Below are 19,440 nucleotides of genomic sequence, written 5' to 3'. Positions count from 1 at the left end.
GACGGGCCTCGTGTAGTCGCTCCGGCATGGCGCCTCTCCGGCGCCGCGCTAGGAACCGACGGCCACCTGCTCGAACGTGAGCCGTTCCGGCGCTTCGCGCCCGGCGAAGACCTGCCGGTTCGGGAAGCCCCCCGTCCAGAAGTCGTACAGGTACGAGACCAGCCCGCCGGAGTGGTGGTCGCACACCATCACTCCGTCGGTGATGAGCACCGGCCACTCGTCGGGGTCGTCGCCCGTCCGGTGCCAATAACCCGAGTCGCCGTCGGTGGAACGCCCCCATCCGAAGAAGGCGCCGCCGGCCAGATCGACGGCCGTGTCGGTGCCGTCGTCATGAGCCCAGGTCACGATGCTCAGATCCTCGAGGAGTGGCTCGAGTTCGGCCACCGCGCGGCGGCCCGCCTCATCGATCGGCGCGTCGGGCCAGGGGAGTCCGGTCCATACGAGGAAGTCGTCGCAGAAGACGCCAGGCCCGTAGGTGTCGGCCAGTGCCTTGTAATCGGTCGGCAGCCGGAATCCGAGTCGCTGTTCGATGATCGCCCAGTCGACCGTCGCCGGTCGCGCCGCCGGTGGTGGGATCAGCGCGATCAGATCATCGATGGTGTGCTTCGGCATGATCGTCACCTCACGTTCGGGATGATCTCGAAATGAGCGATGCCGCCCCGGACGCCGAACGCTCCGACGGCGATGTCGGTCGGCGGACTGTGGTATCCGTTCCCGTAGATCGGGGTCACACTGTAGTGGACGGCTTCGCCCTTCGCGACGACACGAGCGATGCGGTTCTCGAGGATGCGCATGCGGGTGCTGGCCGCGTTGCTCAACGCCACGATGTTGCGGGCGTCGCCGCCGAGTCCACCGAGGCGGTTCGCGAGCAGGTGTCCGCGTTCCAGTCCCGGCCGGTAACCCGGGGGAGTGATGGACCGCGTACTCGGAGTGCCGGTTCGCAGCATGTTGGGAGTGATGGCGGCGTTCATACCGGTCGCAGCACGGCCCTGCATGCGTGTCAGGTTGACTTCGCCGCCGTCGCGGAATCGGGTGGTCCGCGTGAGGGTCGTCCGGTCGGTGCGGTCGCTCGAGATCTTCTCGTTGTACGGGTAGCGCTGTGGCGCTGGGTAACCCGGCGTCGGATTGGTGACCGACGGAGCCGGGGTGCCCGGCCGCTGCGGGGGCGGGGGAGTGCTCGGCCGGTGTGGACCGCCGGAGCCGGGGCCCATTCCCTGCAGGTGTACGCGGCACCCGTTGGCCCAGGCGACGAGGGCCGCACGTTCGGTGTTCAGTCGATTGGCCTCGGCCTGGTAGGCGGTGGCCTGTAGTTGCTGCTCCGGAATCCGGAACTGTCTCGGCTTGGAGTTGTGCGCCGCGATGCGAGCGTTCAGTGACCGGGCCTCGGCATTTCCCTGCGCGATGTCGCGGTCACTGCACCCGGTCGGTACGGCATTCGCCGCATGGACCGGCGTGACAAGTGCGACGACGAGAAAGAGGGCGATCATCGCCCCACGCATCAATATCTTCATCTGTTCCCCCGACGGGTCGTCCTGAGTGGTCTCGATGGGCCGCAACGGACTCGGAAGGTCCCGAGAGTCGTTCGGTACCACCGGCAGTCATGTAACCGTGGGGATCGGAGCGGTGTCCACGCACGTATTCGGCTGAACGGCCATGCGTTTGATCGACGCGGATCGGGTCGACGAACGTGGACGGGCGCCGGAAACGGCGACTCGAGACAGCGAAAACGCCCGGCCGTGAGTGCCCCCAGTCGGACTCGAACCGACACTGTGCCGATTTTAAGTCGGCTGCCTCTGCCAATTGGGCTATGGGGGCGCAGGGTCCGCGCGACGACGGTGCCCCTGGTGAGCATAGTCAGCCGGCGCCGTGGCGGCTGCCCTGTGGTCCGGCGTCGCCACCGCCAGACCTCAACTCGACCGCCAGACTTCGATCGACGTCTGCCGGTCGAGTCGAAGTCTGGGAGTCGAAGCATCCTTGACCGGCCTCGAAGCCGGGGCCATCATGGGGCATGGACGCGGCAGCAGTGACCGGGGCACGTAATTGGGAAGCCGTCCGAGAACGGCATCCCGCCATCGTCGAGCGTCTCGAGGCGGGTCTGATACAGGGCGACCCGCTTGCCGACGCGGTGATCGCCGAGGCCAGGGAGCGGGGCATCTCGTTCTCCACCCTGGTCACGCTGCTGGAAGAGCGCGACGCCGACACGGCGTCCGATCCCGACCATCTCGAGATGCCGAGCTCGATGGTGCATCTGCTGCAGGTCGCGAGCACCCCACCGCCGTGGTTCGATGCCGCCTGGGCCGAGGCCGGCGCCCGCGCGTGGTGGCGCTTCGGGACCCTGCAGTCGTCGACGTTGTACCAGTCGCTGATCTACGGGTTCAAGGCCCAGGGTTTCGTCCGTCCGCTCGTCGCCACGGGCCGACTGGGATCGGGGACTCGAGATCGGGTCGAGTCGACGGCGCGCTGGGTCGCCGAGGCGACGGCTCCCGGTTCGATGCTCCCGGGTCGTCCCGGTTGGGTTGCGACACTGCGTATTCGGCTCCTCCACGCCTACATCCGCGACGTTCTGCGGCGCCCACCCGGGGGAGGATTGTCAGAAGAGGACGGCCGGGGCTGGGACGAAGACGAGTGGGGCGCGCCGATCAACCAGACGTACTCGGTGATGACCATCTCGTGCGGCTTCCTGGCCCTACCCCTCGTCGTCGCACGGGATTTCGGCATCCACTACAGCAGCGCCGAGCGGGAGGCGATCACTCATCTCTGGCGCTGGATCGGCTGGGTCATCGGCGTCGATGACGACCTGCTGCCGCCGACGCATGACGCGGCCACTGAGTTGTTCGCTGTGGCAGGAGAATTCGAGCTGCGGCCCGACGATTCGTCGAAGGTCCTGATCAAAGCGCTGCTCCGCGAGGGCTACGACCTCCCGCGCGTCGTGCACGGTGCCGCCCCCATACCGGTCCCCGGGCTCCTGGTCTCCGCGGTGGATGCACTCACCAGGCCCCTGCTGATGTCGTCGTTCTCGGCCATCAGCACCCGGTGGGTCGAGCGGCCGGTCGCCCGGCGGATGGGTCTGCGCCGGACGCCGCTGCATCATCTCGTCGATGTCGCGCGTCCCGCCGTCCGGCTACGCGAGATCGTGCGGGCGACCGGACTGCTCGGATCGGAGTCGACGGTGATCGAACGCGAACTGCGCACCGTCCGACGCGGACTGGGAATGCCGCAACCAGCCGAAGCGACCTTGACCGCCTAAATTACTGCTGATAACTTAACGCCGTAAAGTCGACCGACGCGACAGGGGTCCGCATGCTGGTCAGAGCGACACGGCTGGTCATATCCATGCCCAAACGAGTGCTGCTGGGTGCGCTCATCCTGCTGGTGGTGTGCGGGGCGTACGGCGCCACCGCGGCCGAACACCTGCTCGCGGGCGGTTACAGCGACCCGAATTCGGGGTCGGCCCGAGCCGAGAAGGTCCTCGACGAGACGTTCAACCGGGGCGGGGTCCAGGTCGTCCTCAAGCTCGACGGGCCGGATGGCGTCGACATCTCGCGCGACCCGACGGCCCGAGCGGTCGGCGACGACATCGTCGCCGTCCTGAACCGCAACCAGTACGTGCAGGACCAGATCCTGTCGGTGTGGGCCAATCCGGCGCTCGACTCCGCGCTGGTCAGTCGCGACCGGACGTCGACATTGATCATCGCGTCGCTCGACGGGGGCGAGGACTCGGCACCGGCCCACGCCGAGGAGATCGAAGACGCCTTGGCCGGTGTCCGGGACGGGATCACCGTGCAGGTCGGTGGCCAGGGACTCGTCTTCGCGCAGGTCAACGAACAGACCGCCGCGGACCTGCTCATCGCCGAGGCGATCGCGATCCCGATCACGTTCATCGTGTTGATCTTCATCTTCGGCGGGGTGCTCGCCGCGGCTGTCCCCGTCGGCATCGGCATCGTGTCGATCATCCTGACCTTCGCGCTCCTCCGGGTGATCGGATCGGTCACCGACGTTTCCGTGTTCGCCCTGAACCTCACCACCGCACTGGGTCTCGCGCTCGCGATCGACTACACGCTGCTGATCCTCACGCGATACCGGGAAGAGGTCGAGCACGGCCTGAGCCGGCCCGACGCGATCGTCCGGACCCTGGCCACGGCCGGGCGGACCGTCGCCTTCTCCGCGGTGACCGTCGCCCTGTCGCTGAGCGCGCTCGTGCTGTTCCCGCAGTACTTCCTGCGGTCCTTCGCGTTCGCGGGCCTCGGCGTCGTGGTCGTGGCCGCGGTGTCGGCGCTCGTACTGACGCCGGCCGTGCTCATGCTCCTCGGTGATCGCATCGACGCCCTCGACGCCCGGAAGCCACTCCGACGCCTGCTGCGACTGCCGCCGGCTCGGCCCGTCGAACCCGAGGACACCTGGTGGTACCGGCTCGTGCAGTGGGTGCTGCGCCACGCACTGCCGGTCGCCGCGGTCGTGACGGTCTTCCTGCTGGTTCTCGGCGCGCCGTTCCTGTCGATGAAGCTGGGGTTCCCCGACGACCGGGTGTTGCCCGAGTCGGCGAGTGCGCACGCGATCCAGCAGGAGATCCGCGACGACTTCGAGGACGATCTGTCCGCAGCGGTCACCGTCGTCGTGCGCGGGCCCGTGGACGACGCGACCCTGGCCGCCTACACCCGCGCCCTGTCGACGGTCGGCGACGTGAACTCCGCAGGGTCGTCGGCCGGCACCTTCGTCCGGGGTGCGCAGGCCGCCCCCGGCAGTCCGGACGACAGCCGCGGCGACGTCCATGTCCTGCAGGTCTCGACCGACCGCGACCCGATGAGCGAGTCGGGGATCGCCCAGCTCGACGAGCTGCGGGCGGTGCCACAGCCGACGGGGACGGAGACCTTGTTCAGCGGGCTCGCCGCCGCCACCGACGACACCGTCGGGTCGATCTACGCGCATCTGCCGTGGGTGCTCGGCCTGATCGCGATCGCGACGTTCGTGCTGCTGTTTCTCTTCACCGGAAGCGTCGTTCTTCCCCTGAAGGCGCTCGTCCTCAACGTCCTGTCGCTGTCGGCGACGTTCGGCGCGATGGTCTGGTTCTTCCAGGAGGGGCACCTCGGCGGACTGGGGACCACCGCCACCGGCACCCTCAGTGCGACCATGCCGGTGCTGCTGTTCTGCGTCGCGTTCGGCTTGTCGATGGACTACGAGGTGTTCCTCCTGGGACGGATTCGCGAGGAGTGGTTGCGATCGGACCGGACCCGCGCGGCCAGCGACCACGCGGTGGCCCTGGGCTTGGCCCGCACCGGGCGGGTCATCACGGCTGCGGCACTGCTGATGAGCATCGTCTTCGCCGCCATCGCGGCGTCGGAGGTGTCGTTCATGCGGATGTTCGGGGTCGGCCTCACCTTGGCCGTCCTGATGGACGCGACGATCATCCGGATGTTCCTCGTCCCCGCGTTCATGCGTCTGGCCGGGCGGGCGAACTGGTGGGCGCCTGGTCCGCTGAGACGGCTGCACGATCGGATCGGATTGACCGAGGAAGCCCCGGAGGTCGGGCATCCCGCCGAGAAACCGGCGCCCGACACCGCGCCGACGAGGGCCTGACACCGAATACCCCACAGAGGCGGATGAACGGCGGCAGGACAGGTTCAGGAGTGCAGTGACGACACGCAGACGAGCGAGATCACCACGCGGTTCGGGGGAGATCCTCGCCGAGGAGATCATCGAGGCCGCCGGTGAGTTGCTGGTGGAGAACGGCGACGACACCGCGATGTCGATCCGCGCGGTCGCCAACCGTGTGGGGGTCACGCCGCCGTCGATCTATCTGCACTTCGCCGACAAGGAGGCGCTTCTCGACGCGGTGTGCGCCCGGTATTTCGAGCGCCTCGACGACGAGATGGCCGCCGCGTCGGAGGGCATCGACGACGCCTTCGAACGAGCGCTGAACCAGGGGATGGCGTACGTACGATTCGCCGTCGCCACGCCGGTTCTCTATCGCGTGGCGTTCGGCAAACCCACTCCCGAAGGGCATCCGTCGAAGGTCGACGAGGTGCTCGCCGCCAGTGCCTACTCCCGGTTCGTCGCCACGGTGACCGAGCTGGCCGACCTCGACGTGTTCGACCCCGCGGAGATCGCGGACATCGTCCTCGAGTTCTGGGCCGCGGCCCACGGGATCGCCTCGCTGATGCTCGCGAAACCGGGCCTCGCATGGGGCGACGACTTCGCGCGGGCGGAGTCCATGCTGACCGCGATGTTCCTCGGCCGGGCCGCACTCGGGACCGGGGAGGGCTTGGATCAGGCCGCTGTCCGCAGCCGGTTGCGGACGCTGCGCGAAGGCGTGGAGTGACTCCACGACGGGTCTTCGACGACAGAAGAGTCAAGAGTCGGTAAAGTCGACGTCGACTCGGTCGTTCCGCGTTCTCGTCAGGGAACTCACAGGAAAGGCCCGACGTTGAGACGGTATACATCCGTACCGATTAAGGAGCGCTTCGTGCGAGAAAGCAGCAATCCGGTGATGCGCGGCGTGGTCCGCGACAATCAGTCCGGGTACGCGGGTTTCGGGGCCGGCATGGCCGGCGCCGGCGCCGCGGTCAATCAATACGGTCAGGCCACTGACCCCTACACCCAGCCGGCACCGCCGGCCACCCGTCAGCTCACGATCGACGACGTCGTCACGAAGACCGCCATCACCCTCGGGGTGCTGACGGTGGCTGCCGTGGCCACCTACTTCGCGATCAGCAGCCGCGCGACCGAGGCCGCCCAGGCAGCTCTCGCCACGCCGCTCATGCTGGTCGGTGCCATCGCCGGTCTCGTCCTCGTCCTGGTGGCGAGCTTCGGGCGCAAGCAGGACAACCCGGCCATCGTGCTGGCCTATGCCGCGTTCGAGGGCCTGTTCGTCGGCGCCATCTCGTTCGTCTTCGCGAACTGGGCCGTCGCCGGTGACACCTCGGCCGGAGCCCTGATCGGACAGGCTGTCCTCGGCACCTTCGGCGTGTTCTTCGGCATGCTGTTCGTGTACAAGGTCGGCGCGATCCGCGTGACGCCGCGCTTCACCCGCATGTTGTTCGCCGGCATGATCGGTGTCCTGGTCCTGATGCTCGGCAACCTGGTCATCGGCCTGTTCACCGGCGAGGCCGGGGTGCTCCGCGACGGCGGCCCGATCGCGATCATCTTCTCGCTGGTCTGCATCGCTCTCGCCGCGTTCAGCTTCCTGCTGGACTTCGACGCCGCCGATCGTCTGATCCGCGCCGGCGCACCCGACCGCGCCGCCTGGGGCGTCGCTCTCGGCCTGACCGTCACCCTGGTCTGGCTCTACGTCGAGATCCTGCGCCTGCTGACCTACTTCAACTCCGACTAGTCGTCCGACGCCCGCGGCCCCGCACCTCTGAGGTGCGGGGCCGCCGGCGTGTCCGGGCCGGATGGCGACAAACTGTGCCGCCCGATCGCGTTTGCGGGGGCCAACCCGCCGCAGCGGTTCTACCGTGCGGACATGGTGTTCTTTCTGATTCAGCTGGCGCTGATGATCATCGGCGCCGTGGTGCACATACTGGTGGACCGATCGGTGCGGCGACGCACTCTCGGCCGCGCAGCCGAACTCGTGCTGCTCTGGATTCTCGTACCCGGAGGTGCGTTCGGCATCCTCGCCGGCATCGGGCACGTCGGACCGAACGCGCCCGAGATCGCCGAAGGCATCGGACCGGATTTCATTCCGTCGATGTTCCAGTGGGAACTCGGGTGGAACGACATCGCCGTGGGCGTCCTCGGCGTGCTCTGCTTCCGCGTGGCCAACCGTGGCGGATGGCTCGACGCCGCTGTCTGGGCGCTGGCGATCAGCTACGGCGGAGACCTCGCCGGGCACATCTCGCAGTACTACATCCACGACAACACCGCGACGAACAACGTCTGGGCGATTCCCGCCGAGATCTACATCGTCGGCGCGGTCGTCATCGCATGGTTCGTCTACCGACGAACAACCCCCCGCAGCGTCGCGGTCCGAGGACCTGACGCGGCGAGGGGTGTCGACGAGACGGAGACGACCTCGATCAGCTGAGGCGCTCCAGCACTGCTCAGCTGAGGCGCTCCAGCACTGCTCAGCTGAGGCGCTCCAGCACCATGGCCATACCCTGACCGCCGCCCACGCACATCGATTCGATGCCGAAGGTCTTGTCGTGGGTACGAAGGTTGTTGAGCAGAGTGGTCGTGATGCGGGCGCCGGTCATTCCGAACGGGTGCCCGAGCGCGATCGCACCGCCGGAGACGTTCAGCTTGTCGTGGTCGATGCCGAGTTCGGCGGCCGACCCGAGGACCTGAACGGCGAACGCCTCGTTGATCTCGACGAGGTCGATGTCCGACAGCGACATCCCGGAGACCTTGAGCACCTTGCGGATCGCCTCGATCGGGCCGAGGCCCATGATTTCCGGTGACAGGCCGGTCGCCGCGGTGGCGACCACGCGGGCGAGCGGCGTCAGGCCCAGTTCCTTCGCCTTGGTGTCGCTCATGATGACCAGCGCCGCGGCGCCGTCGTTGAGCGGGCACGCATTGCCCGCGGTGATGGTGCCGTCGGGGCGGAAGACCGGCTTGAGCTGTGAGATCTTCTCGTAGGTCGTGCCGGCGCGGGGGCCGTCGTCGGTGGTGACGAGGGAGCCGTCGGGAAGCGTGACCGGGTCGATCTCGCGCTCGAAGAAGCCGGACTTGATGGCGTCCTCGGCGCGGTTCTGGCTCAGCACGCCCCAGCGGTCCTGGTCTTCGCGCGAGATGCCGGTGAACGACGCGACGTTCTCCGCGGTCTGGCCCATCGCGATGTACACGTCGGGGATGAGCTCGTCCTTGCGGGGATCGTGCCAGATCCCGGCATCGCCGGCAGCGGCCTTCTCGGTCCGGGCCATGGCATCGTCGAAGAGCGGGTTCTTCGAGTTCGGCGCGCCGTCGGCGCCACCGGAGATCCCGAAGCTCGACACGCTCTCGACGCCGCCGGAGATGAGGACGTCGGCCTCGCCGGCCTTGATCGCGTGCAGTGCCATCCGGGTGGTCTGCAACGACGACGAGCAGTAGCGGTTCACCGTGACACCGGGGATGTGGTCGTGACCGAGCTCGACCGCGATGACCCGGGCGATGTTGTAGCCGCCCTGTCCGCCGGGCTGACCGATGCCCCAGTGGATGTCCTCGATCAGGGCGGGGTCGAGCTCGGGCACCTTGGCGAGAGCGGCTTCGACCATCTGGCGCGACAGTTCGTCGGGCCGGACGTCTTTGAGGGATCCCTTGGCGGCGCGGCCGATCGGGGAACGGGCATGGGCGACGATGACAGCTTCAGGCATACCTCAAAACTACCGCACCAAGCATCTGCTTGGTCGCATGGTCGACGTGCGCAGAAAGGCGCTGGTCAGGAGCTTGTGAACAGCTTCCTGACACGTGTGACGAGTCGTGTTTCTTCGACCGCCTCGGACACCTTGGGCGGTTCAGGCAGCGGCGTCGGTCCCCATTCGCCGATCGCGGCGAGGACCTCGGGCACGAGGATGTCGGCGGCCAGCTCGTACCCCGCGGCCGACGGATGGAAGCGGTCGGGCGACAGCATGTGTTCGGGGCGCGCGAGGAACTCCTCGGTCAGCAGGTCGGCGAGTGGCACGGGACGGCCCCCGGCGGCACGGACCGCCGACCGCTGCGCCGCGGCCAGCGTGAGTCCCCAGCGTCGCAACACCATTCGCAGCGGCTGGGGGATCGCGGTGACCACCCCGAAGTCCGGGCAGGTACCCACGACCACCTTCGCGCCCTCGTCGACGAGTGCGTGGACCGCCTCACCGAGCCTGCGTGCCGACGGAAGCGGACTGTTGCGGGCGGTGACATCGTTGGCGCCGACGAGGATGACGGCGACGTCGGGTCGCTCGTGGTGGACGAACATGGCCTCGATCTGGGCGGCGAGCCCTTTCGACGTCGCTCCCACGATGGCCTTGTTGGCGTAGCGGACCACCTGATCGGTCTCCGCGGCGACCCGGCGGGCGATCTGTACCCCCGGCGTCTCCTCGGCCGTCTCGGCACCCAGCCCGGCGGCTGTCGAATCGCCGAACACCACGAGGTACAGGTCGTAGACGGTGTCGCGGGTGAAGCGCTCGCTGGTGCCGTCCGGCCGGTACACGCCGTCACCGTCCGGGGCGTTGTCGGTGCGGTGCGGGATCACCACTCGGGCCTCGGCCGCCTGACTGTTCAGCAGGTTGTAGGCCGCCCATCCGGCACCCGCAGCGCCGGCGGTCGCAGCAGCCGTGGCTCCCACGTCCCGGATGATTCTCTCGGCGGTCATCTTGCGGCTCGAACCGGACACGGGTGCCAGTTTAGAGGCTCGGGCGCGGCCCCCCGGTCTGCTCGTCGGCCGGGTGTCGGGGTCCGCGGCGACTCCGGGACCGACTCTGGGACCATGGACACATGCGCATCGCCAATCACGTCGTCGACCTGGTGGGCAACACCCCGCTGGTCAAACTGAACTCGGTGACCTCACCCGGATCGGGCCTGGTCGCCGCCAAGGTCGAGTACCTCAATCCCGGTGGTAGCAGCAAGGACCGTATCGCCGTGCGGATGATCGACGCCGCCGAGGCGTCGGGTGAGCTGAAGCCGGGTGGGACGATCGTGGAACCGACGTCGGGCAACACCGGCGTCGGTCTGGCACTCGTCGCCCAGCAGCGCGGGTACAAGTGCGTGTTCGTCTGCCCGGACAAGGTGGGCGAGGACAAGCGCAACGTCTTGCGTGCCTACGGCGCCGAGGTCGTGGTCTGCCCGACCGCGGTCGAGCCGTCCCACCCGGACAGCTACTACAGCGTCTCCGACCGCCTGGTCACCGAGATCGACGGCGCGTGGAAGCCCAATCAGTACGCCAACCCGGCCGGTCCGCAGAGTCACTACGAGACCACCGGTCCCGAGATCTGGGCCGACACCGACGGCAAGGTCACGCACTTCGTGGCGGGCGTCGGCACGGGCGGCACGATCACCGGCACCGGCCGGTACCTCAAGGAGATCTCCGATGGCGCGGTGAAGGTCGTCGGCGTCGATCCCGAGGGGTCGGTGTACTCCGGCGGGACCGGTCGGCCGTACCTGGTCGAGGGCGTCGGTGAGGACTTCTGGCCCTCGGCCTACGACCCGGCCATCCCCGACGAGATCATCGCCGTCTCCGACGCCGACTCGTTCGACATGACGCGGCGACTGGCACGCGAAGAGGGACTGCTGGTCGGCGGTTCGTGCGGGATGGCGGTGGTCGCGGCCCTTCGGGTCGCCGAGCGTGAGGGTCCCGACGCCGTGGTCGTCGTCCTGCTTCCCGACGGCGGTCGCGGCTACATGGCGAAGATCTTCAACGACCAGTGGATGAGCAGCTACGGGTTCCTGCGCACCCCGCTCGACTCCAACACCAAGGAATCGCTCGTCGGGGATGTGTTGCGCGGCAAGACGGGCGCGTTGCCCGACCTCGTGCACACCCACCCGCAGGAGACGCTGCGCGATGCGATCGAGATCCTCCGCGAGTACGGCGTGTCCCAGATGCCGGTCGTCGGTGCCGAGCCGCCCGTGATGGCCGGCGAGGTCGCGGGCGCGGTCACCGAACGTGATCTGCTCAGCGCGGTCTTCGAAGGTCGCGCCAGCCTCGCCGACCCCGTGTCGGCACACATGGGGGAGCCGTTCCCGCTCATCGGTTCCGGCGAACCGGTGTCGGCGGCCACCAAGGCGCTCGGCGACTGCGACGCGCTCATGGTCGTCGAAGACGGCAAGCCCATCGGCGTGATCACGCGCCACGACCTGCTCGCCTTCGTGTCGAGCCACCCGATCGTCGGATAGGAGCACCACCGTGAGTGAACGACGCAGCGCAGCGGACTCGGTTCGCTGGCAAGGCTTCTCGACCCGCGCCATCCACGCCGGTTACGACCCGGATCCCCAGACGGGCGCGGTGAACGTCCCGATCTACGCGAGTTCGACGTTCGCCCAGGACGGTGTCGGCGGATTGCGCGACGGGTTCGAGTACGCACGCACCGGCAACCCGACCCGACGCGCCCTCGAGGCCAACCTCGCCGCTCTCGAGAGCGGCACCTACGGACGGGCTTTCGCCTCCGGTATGGCGGCCACCGACTGCCTGCTGCGGTCGACGCTGCGGCCGGGCGATCATCTGGTGATCCCGAACGACGCCTACGGCGGGACGTTCCGGCTGATCGACAAGGTCTTCAGCCAGTGGGGCATCACCTACTCGGTGGCCCCGGTGTCCGACGTCGCCGCGGTGCGCGACGCCATCCGGCCGGAGACCAAGCTGGTCTGGACCGAGACGCCGACCAACCCGCTGCTCAACGTCGGCGACATCGAGACTCTCGCCGCCGTCGCGCACGAGGCCGGCGCGAAGCTCGTCGTCGACAACACCTTCGCCTCGCCGTACCTGCAGCAGCCACTCGTGCTGGGCGCCGACGTCGTCTTGCATTCCACGACCAAGTACCTGGGCGGGCACTCGGATGTCGTCGGTGGCGCACTGGTCACCGACAGCGAGGAGCTCGACGAGGCGTTCGCGTTCCTGCAGAACGGTGCCGGTGCGGTTCCCGGACCGTTCGACGGATTCCTGACGCTGCGCGGCATCAAGACCCTCGGGGTGCGGATGGATCGGCACTGCGACAACGCGGAGAGGGTGGTCGAGTTCCTGAACGGCCACGCCAAGATCGACGCCGTCCTGTACCCGGGTCTGGAGAACCATCCGGGACACGAGGTCGCGGGTAAGCAGATGAAGCGCTACGGCGGCATGGTCTCGGTGCTGGTCAAGGGCGGCCTCGACGACGCCAAGGATTTCTGCGCGCGCACCGAGGTGTTCACGCTCGCCGAATCGCTCGGCGGCATCGAGTCGCTGATCGAACACCCCGGCGCGATGACGCACGCCTCGACCGCCGGATCGCTGCTCGAGGTGCCGGCCAACCTCGTCCGCCTCTCGGTGGGCATCGAGGACATCGACGACATCCTCGGCGATCTGGAGAACGCGCTGCGCTGACCCGGGGCGGATACTGGTGCCCATGTTGCTGACTGCCGCCGACGTCGACCGGGCCGTTGCGGAACTGTCGGGGGTGATCCGGCGGACGCCGACGATCGCCTCGCGGGTGGTGTCCGAGCGCAGTGGGGCCCAGGTGTGGCTCAAGTGCGAGAATCTGCAGCGCACCGGGTCTTTCAAGCCGCGCGGCGCGTACCTGCGCATCTCCCGGTTGTCGGCGGCGGAACGCGCGCGCGGGGTGGTCGCGGCCAGTGCGGGCAATCACGCGCAGGGAGTCGCCTGGGCGGCATCGGATCTCGGCATCGCGTCGCGGGTCTACATGCCCACCGGTGCCGCGCTGCCGAAGATCGCCGCCACCAAAGCCTATGGCGCCGAGGTGGTGCTGGCGGGATCGACGGTCGACGAGTCGCTCGTCGAGGCACAGCGACATGCCGAGGCCACGGGCGCGGCCCTGATCCATCCGTTCGACCATCTCGACATCGTGGCCGGACAGTCGACGGTGGGGGTGGAGATCCTGGAGCAGATCCCGGATGTCGCCACGATCGTGGTGCCGCTCGGCGGCGGTGGACTGCTGGCCGGCGTCGCCGCCGCGGTGCGTCTGCGACGTCCCGAGGTCGAGGTGATCGGCGTGCAGGCCGCTCAGGCAGCCGCTTGGCCGACATCGCTCGCCGAGGAACGGCCGATGCCGGTCGCGGCGATGAACACGATGGCCGACGGCATCGCCGTCGCGACCCCGGGGGCGGTCCCGTTCGCGCATGTCACCGAGTTCGTGGACCGGGTCGTCACGGTCAGCGAGGAGGAGTTGAGCACCGCGCTGCTGCTGATGCTCGAGCGGGCCAAGCTGGTGGTCGAGCCCGCCGGGGCCGCGGCGGTGGCGGCGGCCGTGAGCGGACGGCTCGCCCTGTCGGGGACCGTGTGCGTCGTGCTGTCCGGCGGCAACATCGATCCGCTGCTGCTGCGCCATGTCACGACGCACGGCCTGACCGCCGCCGGACGTTTTCTCACCGTGACGGCGACCGTCTCCGACCGGCCGGGTGGTCTCGTCACTCTCCTCGAACTGCTCCGCGATCTGGGGGCGAGCGTGCTCGACGTCGTGCACTCGCGCGTCGCCGACGACCTCTATCTCGGGGAGGTGCAGGTGACGGTGAGCGTCGAGACCCGCGGACACGATCATCAGCACGACGTCCGGCGGGCCCTCGCCGACGCCGGGTTCCTGCGCGACTGAGCACGGACGGCGGCGCTAACCTGTCCTGGTGTCTGCCGACGGACCCGCCCTGATCGGTCTGCTGGGCCCGATCGCGGTCGGATCGTGCCCGGTGGGGGCCGAGCGGCCCGACCGGCTCGTCGGAGTGCCGGGGCTGCGTGCCCGACGCCTGCTCGTGGCGCTCGCCCTCGCCGAGGGGCGCCTGCGTTCGGCGGACCGCCTGATCGACGACGTGTGGGCCGACGATCCGCCCCGTTCGCCGCACAGCGCGCTGCACACCCAGGTGTCCCGGCTGCGCAAGCTCCTGCCCGAGGGGGTTCTGGAGGGCACCGAGAACGGTTATCGGCTGCGCAACACCCGCACCGACCTCGACGTGGTCGACAAGCTTCTCACCGAGGGCGACCGGGAGGCCCACGACCGGGCGCGGCAGTGGTGGCGCGGCGTGCCCGGAGACGACCTCGGGGACGGCTCCCCGGTGACGGCGATGCTGTCCACCCGGATTCGACGCACCGAAGACGCGCTCGACGCCGCGCAGCTGACGGCCGCGCTCGCCGAGGGCGATTTCGCGACCGCCCGATTCATCGCCGAACAACGCTGCGCGCGAGACCCGTTCGACGAGGCGGCACACTCCGCGTTGATGCGGGCCCTGGCCGGCGAAGGCCGCGCCACCGACGCGCTCGCCGTGTTCGACCGGCTCAGACGCCGACTGTCGGCCGAGCTGGGGATGGACCCGGGCGCCGAGGTGGCCCGGGTCCACGCCGACGTCCTGGCCGCGACACCACGACCGGCGAGCAGCGCGCCGCGACCCACGCGTGCCGTCGGATTGCGTTCGCCCACCACCGAACTCATCGGCCGCGGTGCCGACCTCGACACCGTTGCGGACATGCTCGACACCGGGCGCGTGGTGACCGTGCTCGGTCCGGGCGGCGTCGGCAAGACGAGGGTCGCGACCGAGATGGGCCATCGACTGCATGCCACGGGAGTCCCGGTCTATTTCGTGTCCCTCGCCTCGGTGCGATCCGACGACGACGTGATCCCGGCGATCGCCGCCACGCTCGGGGTCGGCGAATCGGACCTCTCCGCCACCGGCCGCCCGCGCATGACCCCGGGAGACCTGACCGCACGTCTCGAGGACGTGCTGCGGGAGCGGCCATCGGTGGTGGTCCTCGACAACTGCGAACAGATCGTCGACGCGTGCGCCCGGATCGTCGCCGAACTCACCGCCGCGGTACCCGGCCTCCGGGTCCTGTCCACCAGTCGCACTCCGCTGGCCATCGCCGGTGAGCAGGTGCACCAGCTGCCTGTGCTGGCGGCGGTGGACGCGGATTCACCTGCGGTGCAACTGTTCCGGGCCCGCGCGCGGGCCGTGCGTCCCGACGCGGATCTACCCCCGGAGCGCGTCGTCGAGCTGTGCCGCCATCTCGACGGACTCCCGCTGGCCATCGAGTTGGCAGCGGCCCGCATCCGGACGATGACGGTCGACGAGATCGCCGACCGCCTGGGAGAGAAGTTCGCGCTCCTGCGGTCCGCCGACCGCACCACGCCGGACCGCCACCGCACCCTCTACGCGGTGATCGAGTGGAGCTGGGAACTGCTCGACGACGCCGGCCGGGCAGCGCTGGTACGACTGTGCCGCTTTCCCGGGGGTTTCGATCGATCGGCTGCCCGCGCGGTGACCGGGGCCGCCGGGGCGATTCTCGACGACACCCTCGAGAGCCTGACCAACCAGTCGCTGCTGTCGGTGGTGGAGACCGACGGTTCGGCGCGCTTCCGCATGCTGGAGATGGTTCGGGAGTTCGGCGAGACGCGGATGGACGCGGACCTGGCCACGCGCGTCGAGTCACTGATGAGACGCTGGGCCATCGAATTCGTCTCCGAGATGCGCAACCTGGCAGAGAACGGCGACCACACCGCGGGCGCCGGCGGACTGGCGCGCGAAGCCGACAACTTGACGTGGATTCTCCGGTCGGCCTGCGAGTCCGCGGCCACGTCGCCGACCGACGCTGTCGTCGCGGTGCTCACCACGCTGTACCCGGCGCTGGCTTACCACTGGACGGTTCGCGGTCTGCACGGGGAGACCCGAGCGTGGGGCGCCCGCGTGCTGATGGCTCTACCGCGCCCACCCGAGGCACCCGACGACGCCGTGCGCGAGAACTGGCAGGTGACCGCGATCGTCGGTGCGGTGCACGGGACGATGACCGGCGAACTCCGGGTGATCGCCACTGCGAGGTTCATCCTGCGGGGATTGCATCGCCCCGGTCTCACCTACGATCGTGCCAGCGAGTTCGTGTCCGCTGTCGGCCTGGCGTCCAACGCGATCCGGGGTTACCGCATGGTCTGTCGGGCCGCCGAGACCGCGTCCGACGACGAGGTGCGGGCGCTGGCGCTGACGATGCGGTCCCATCTGCGGGAGAACCGCGGACTGCTGGGTCCCGCGCTCCGGGACTCGATCGCGTCGGGCGATTGGCTCACCCGCAGTCGCTATGCGTCCTGGTTCCAGGGGATGTGGCAGTCGAGCACCGGCAGCCTGTACGCCCAGCAGGGCCGGTACGCCGCGGCGGCGTCGAGGTACCGGGACGGTATCGACCTGTTGGGTCGCCTGCACGCCGTCGAGGACGTCCGCCAGCTCCAGACCTTCCTGGCGCTCACCCTGCTCTCCGACGGCCGGGTCGCCGACGCCCGGCGCGAACTCGCGGTCATCGTCGACGACTGGGATCTCGACGTCGAGGATCCCCAGGGGAATCCGGAGGTGACCGGACCGGCGTTGCTCGGTGTCGCCGAACTCGCTCTCGTCGACGGTCTGCCCGAGAACGAGGTCGCGGCGATGTACGCGCGGGCCGCACGGATCATGCTGCGGGATCATCCCTTCGGTGTCGCCGACCCCGCGGTGCTGATGGTGGTCAGCGGGTGTGTGGCCGGGCTGGTGCGGTGCGGGGACATCGAGGCGGCGCGGGAACTGGTCCCGCAGATGGTGAAGGGGCTCGACGACATGATGTTCGGGCCCGGGTGGCAGGACCTCCCGCAGGCCGGCACCGTGGCCGCGGCGTTCACCGTGCTGTACGGCGCGGACCGCGCGTCGGACCCCCTCAGTCGACGCCTCGTCGAGCTGACGCTGAGTCTGCCCGGGCGCCAGGACTATCCGTCGCTGCGGTGGGCTCGGCAGTGGTCCGAAGAGCGTATTCGCGAGCACGGCGGTGCGGCCCGGCGGGTGCCGCGCCGCATCGCCGTGGACGAACTCGCCGACGTGATCCGAGATCAGGCGTTGCGCATGTAGGCCCGCACCGCGAGCGGGGCGAACACGGCAGTGATCACTGCGGCGCCGATCAGGGCCCACACGACGTGGATTCCGGCGTGGCCGGAGTTCGTCAGTTCGCGGACCGCCGTGACGAGGTGACTGACCGGGTTGACGTTCACGAAACCCTGCAGCCAACCGGGCATGGTGTCGACCGGGACGAAGGCATTTGACATGAAGGTCAACGGGAACATGATCATCATCGAGATGCCCTGCACGGCCGACGCTTTGCTCATGAGACAACCCATGAGTGCGAAGATCCACGAGACCGCGAAGCTGCACACGATGATGAGTGCCGCCGAGGCGATCACGCCGAGAACGTCGGGGCGCCAGCCCATCAGCACACCCATCACGACGGTCAGGACGGTCGCGATGGAGTAGCGGATGACGTCGGCGAGCAGAGCGCCGGCGAGCGGGCTGATCCGGGCGATCGGTAGCGAACGGAACCGGTCGAAGACGCCCTTGTCCATGTCCTCCCGCAGTTGGGTGCCGGTGACAATCGAGGTCATGATGACCGTCTGCACGAGGATGCCCGGGATGATCACCGGGAGATAGGCTTCCACATTCCCGCTGATCGCGCCGCCGAAGATGTAGGTGAACATCAGTGTGAAGATGATCGGTTGGAACGTGACGTCGAAGAGCTGTTCGGGGTTGTGCCGGATCTTGAGCACACCCCGGTAGGCCATGCTGAAGGACTGCCGGAACGACTCGGCCAGGCTGATGGAGGTCTTCACCTGCGCGCGTGCGGCGCGGGTCGTGACGGAGGTCGACGGGGGACTATCGAGGGTGGTGGTCATGAACGGGCCTCCTGGGTGGGGTCGGACGAATGTGTGTCGGACGACGGGCGCCCGGATGTGTCGGTGTCGGCGTCCGGCTCCGCCGGCCTGCCGGTGATGGTGAGGAACACCTCGTCCAGGCTCGGCTTCTGCACGGTGATCTCCTCGACGCCGATCCCGTTCTCGCGCAGGGCGATCAGCACATCGGGTACGAGCTCGGCCGAACTCAGCGGTACGGTCGTACGCGCGGCTTCGGGGCTCAGGGTGGCCTTCTGCCCGAGGATCGTCTCGGCGATCTCACACACGCGGGGTGCGTCCGCGCGATCGGCTGCGACGAGCTGGAGCGTGCTGGCGCCGATCGAGTGCTTGAGTTCGTCGGCCGTACCGTCGGCGATGACGCGGCCGTGGTCGATGACCGCGATGCGGTCGGCCAGCTGATCGGCCTCGTCGAGATACTGGGTGGTGAGCAGGACCGTCGATCCGCCGGCGACGAGCCGGCGGATGGTGTCCCACATCTGGGCGCGGGTTCGCGGGTCGAGGCCGGTCGTCGGCTCGTCGAGGAACAGCAGCGGCGGGGTGTCGATGAGGCTGGCCGCGAGATCGAGGCGCCGGCGCATTCCGCCGGAGAAGTTCTTCAGCGGTCGGGCCGCGGCGTCGGTGAGGGCGAATTCCTCAAGCAGCTCGTCGGCACGCGAGCGAGCCGCGGTCCGCGAGAAGCCGAGCAGGCGGGCGAACAGCACCAGGTTCTGGGTGGCGGTGAGGTCCTCGTCGACGGAGGCGTACTGCCCCGTGACGCCGACGAGTGAACGTACCGCGACCGCATCGTCGACGACGTCGTAGCCGAAGACGCGTGCGTCGCCGGCGTCGGGACGTAGCAGGGTGGCCAGCATGCTGACGGTGGTCGTCTTCCCCGCGCCGTTGGGCCCGAGGACGCCGTACACCGATCCGGTCGGGACGGTCAGATCGACACCGTTGACCGCACGGGTGGAACCGAAGTGCTTGACGAGGCCGCGCGCCTCGATCGCGAGGCCGGTGTGGGGGGACGAAGCCGGCCCGACGTCGGGCCGGGGAGTGGTTGTCGTTGTCATGGCGACAACTGTGGCGCCGTCGCCTGTCGTCGGGCTTGCGTCGGCTTACGTGGTGCTGTCGCGCGGCGCAGTGTTCCGCGGAACACTCGGGGCCCCGAACGTCGCCGGCAGCGGGCGACCGG

At 68.9% G+C, this 19,440-nt stretch carries 15 protein-coding genes and 1 tRNA gene; 9 read left to right on the top strand and 7 right to left on the bottom strand.

Annotated features, from left to right (window positions below; translation table 11 throughout):
• Window positions 1–48: 48 nt before the first annotated feature.
• From MHN80_RS07515 to MHN80_RS07505, 3 genes are all read right to left on the bottom strand, one after another.
• A complete protein-coding gene (locus tag MHN80_RS07515; protein WP_239400631.1) occupies window positions 49–612 on the bottom strand; it encodes an SMI1/KNR4 family protein in 564 nt (187 codons plus the stop codon).
• 5 nt (window positions 613–617) lie between these two features.
• Window positions 618–1,511, bottom strand: a complete 894-nt coding sequence (locus MHN80_RS07510) for a DNA/RNA non-specific endonuclease (RefSeq protein ID WP_239400630.1) — start codon at window positions 1,509–1,511, stop codon at window positions 618–620.
• 230 nt (window positions 1,512–1,741) lie between these two features.
• A tRNA-Leu gene (locus MHN80_RS07505) sits at window positions 1,742–1,815 on the bottom strand.
• A 193-nt stretch (window positions 1,816–2,008) separates the two neighbouring features.
• Here MHN80_RS07505 and MHN80_RS07500 point away from each other — a divergent pair.
• The 5 genes from MHN80_RS07500 (at window position 2,009) to MHN80_RS07480 (ending at window position 8,020) form a co-directional block, all read left to right on the top strand.
• Window positions 2,009–3,247 carry an oxygenase MpaB family protein gene (locus MHN80_RS07500; RefSeq protein ID WP_239400629.1) on the top strand — a complete coding sequence of 413 codons (1,239 nt, stop codon included), beginning with the start codon at window positions 2,009–2,011 and terminating at the stop codon, window positions 3,245–3,247.
• A 53-nt stretch (window positions 3,248–3,300) separates the two neighbouring features.
• Window positions 3,301–5,574: an MMPL family transporter gene (locus MHN80_RS07495; RefSeq protein WP_239400627.1), complete on the top strand. Its 2,274-nt coding sequence runs from the start codon at window positions 3,301–3,303 to the stop codon at window positions 5,572–5,574.
• A 55-nt stretch (window positions 5,575–5,629) separates the two neighbouring features.
• Window positions 5,630–6,316: a TetR/AcrR family transcriptional regulator gene (locus MHN80_RS07490; RefSeq protein ID WP_239400625.1), complete on the top strand. Its 687-nt coding sequence runs from the start codon at window positions 5,630–5,632 to the stop codon at window positions 6,314–6,316.
• Between the two features lie 144 nt (window positions 6,317–6,460).
• Window positions 6,461–7,327: a Bax inhibitor-1/YccA family protein gene (locus MHN80_RS07485; RefSeq protein WP_004020932.1), complete on the top strand. Its 867-nt coding sequence runs from the start codon at window positions 6,461–6,463 to the stop codon at window positions 7,325–7,327.
• Between the two features lie 132 nt (window positions 7,328–7,459).
• Window positions 7,460–8,020 carry a DUF6790 family protein gene (locus tag MHN80_RS07480; RefSeq protein WP_033203765.1) on the top strand — a complete coding sequence of 187 codons (561 nt, stop codon included), beginning with the start codon at window positions 7,460–7,462 and terminating at the stop codon, window positions 8,018–8,020.
• A gap of 40 nt (window positions 8,021–8,060) precedes the next feature.
• Here the strand turns inward: MHN80_RS07480 and MHN80_RS07475 are convergent, their stop codons facing one another.
• Both MHN80_RS07475 and MHN80_RS07470 read right to left on the bottom strand, forming a co-directional pair.
• On the bottom strand, window positions 8,061–9,284 hold the full coding sequence (locus MHN80_RS07475) for an acetyl-CoA C-acetyltransferase (protein WP_064569274.1): 1,224 nt from the start codon (window positions 9,282–9,284) through the stop codon (window positions 8,061–8,063).
• Window positions 9,285–9,349: 65 nt separating this feature from the next.
• The gene (locus MHN80_RS07470; protein ID WP_004020935.1) at window positions 9,350–10,261 is read right to left on the bottom strand and encodes an SGNH/GDSL hydrolase family protein; all 912 of its coding nucleotides are present in this window, start codon (window positions 10,259–10,261) and stop codon (window positions 9,350–9,352) included.
• A gap of 122 nt (window positions 10,262–10,383) precedes the next feature.
• Between MHN80_RS07470 and MHN80_RS07465 the strand changes: the two genes are divergently transcribed.
• Genes MHN80_RS07465 through MHN80_RS07450 form a run of 4 tightly spaced genes read left to right on the top strand, consistent with a single transcriptional unit; the run spans window position 10,384 to window position 17,436 of the window.
• Window positions 10,384–11,778, top strand: coding sequence for a cystathionine beta-synthase (locus MHN80_RS07465; RefSeq protein ID WP_004020936.1), 1,395 nt, complete (start codon window positions 10,384–10,386; stop codon window positions 11,776–11,778).
• Between the two features lie 10 nt (window positions 11,779–11,788).
• Window positions 11,789–12,961, top strand: a complete 1,173-nt coding sequence (locus tag MHN80_RS07460) for a cystathionine gamma-synthase (protein WP_239400623.1) — start codon at window positions 11,789–11,791, stop codon at window positions 12,959–12,961.
• A 22-nt stretch (window positions 12,962–12,983) separates the two neighbouring features.
• The gene (ilvA, locus tag MHN80_RS07455) at window positions 12,984–14,183 is read left to right on the top strand and encodes a threonine ammonia-lyase (protein WP_101819165.1); all 1,200 of its coding nucleotides are present in this window, start codon (window positions 12,984–12,986) and stop codon (window positions 14,181–14,183) included.
• A gap of 28 nt (window positions 14,184–14,211) precedes the next feature.
• Window positions 14,212–17,436: a BTAD domain-containing putative transcriptional regulator gene (locus MHN80_RS07450; protein ID WP_239400621.1), complete on the top strand. Its 3,225-nt coding sequence runs from the start codon at window positions 14,212–14,214 to the stop codon at window positions 17,434–17,436.
• Here the strand turns inward: MHN80_RS07450 and MHN80_RS07445 are convergent.
• Together MHN80_RS07445 and MHN80_RS07440 are read right to left on the bottom strand one after the other, a co-directional pair.
• On the bottom strand, window positions 17,418–18,251 hold the full coding sequence (locus MHN80_RS07445; protein WP_239400619.1) for an ABC transporter permease: 834 nt from the start codon (window positions 18,249–18,251) through the stop codon (window positions 17,418–17,420). The genes MHN80_RS07450 and MHN80_RS07445 overlap by 19 nt on opposite strands.
• Complete coding sequence (locus MHN80_RS07440) at window positions 18,248–19,318, bottom strand: ATP-binding cassette domain-containing protein (RefSeq protein ID WP_239400617.1); 1,071 nt, start codon at window positions 19,316–19,318, stop codon at window positions 18,248–18,250. The genes MHN80_RS07445 and MHN80_RS07440 overlap by 4 nt, the downstream gene beginning before the upstream one ends.
• Window positions 19,319–19,440 lie beyond the last annotated feature (122 nt).

The organism is Gordonia sp. McavH-238-E (assembly GCF_022348225.1).
GTDB classification, from domain to species: domain Bacteria; phylum Actinomycetota; class Actinomycetes; order Mycobacteriales; family Mycobacteriaceae; genus Gordonia; species Gordonia terrae.
The sequence above is the reverse complement of the archived record's forward strand: the minus strand, read 5'-3'. Positions and strand labels throughout refer to the sequence as shown.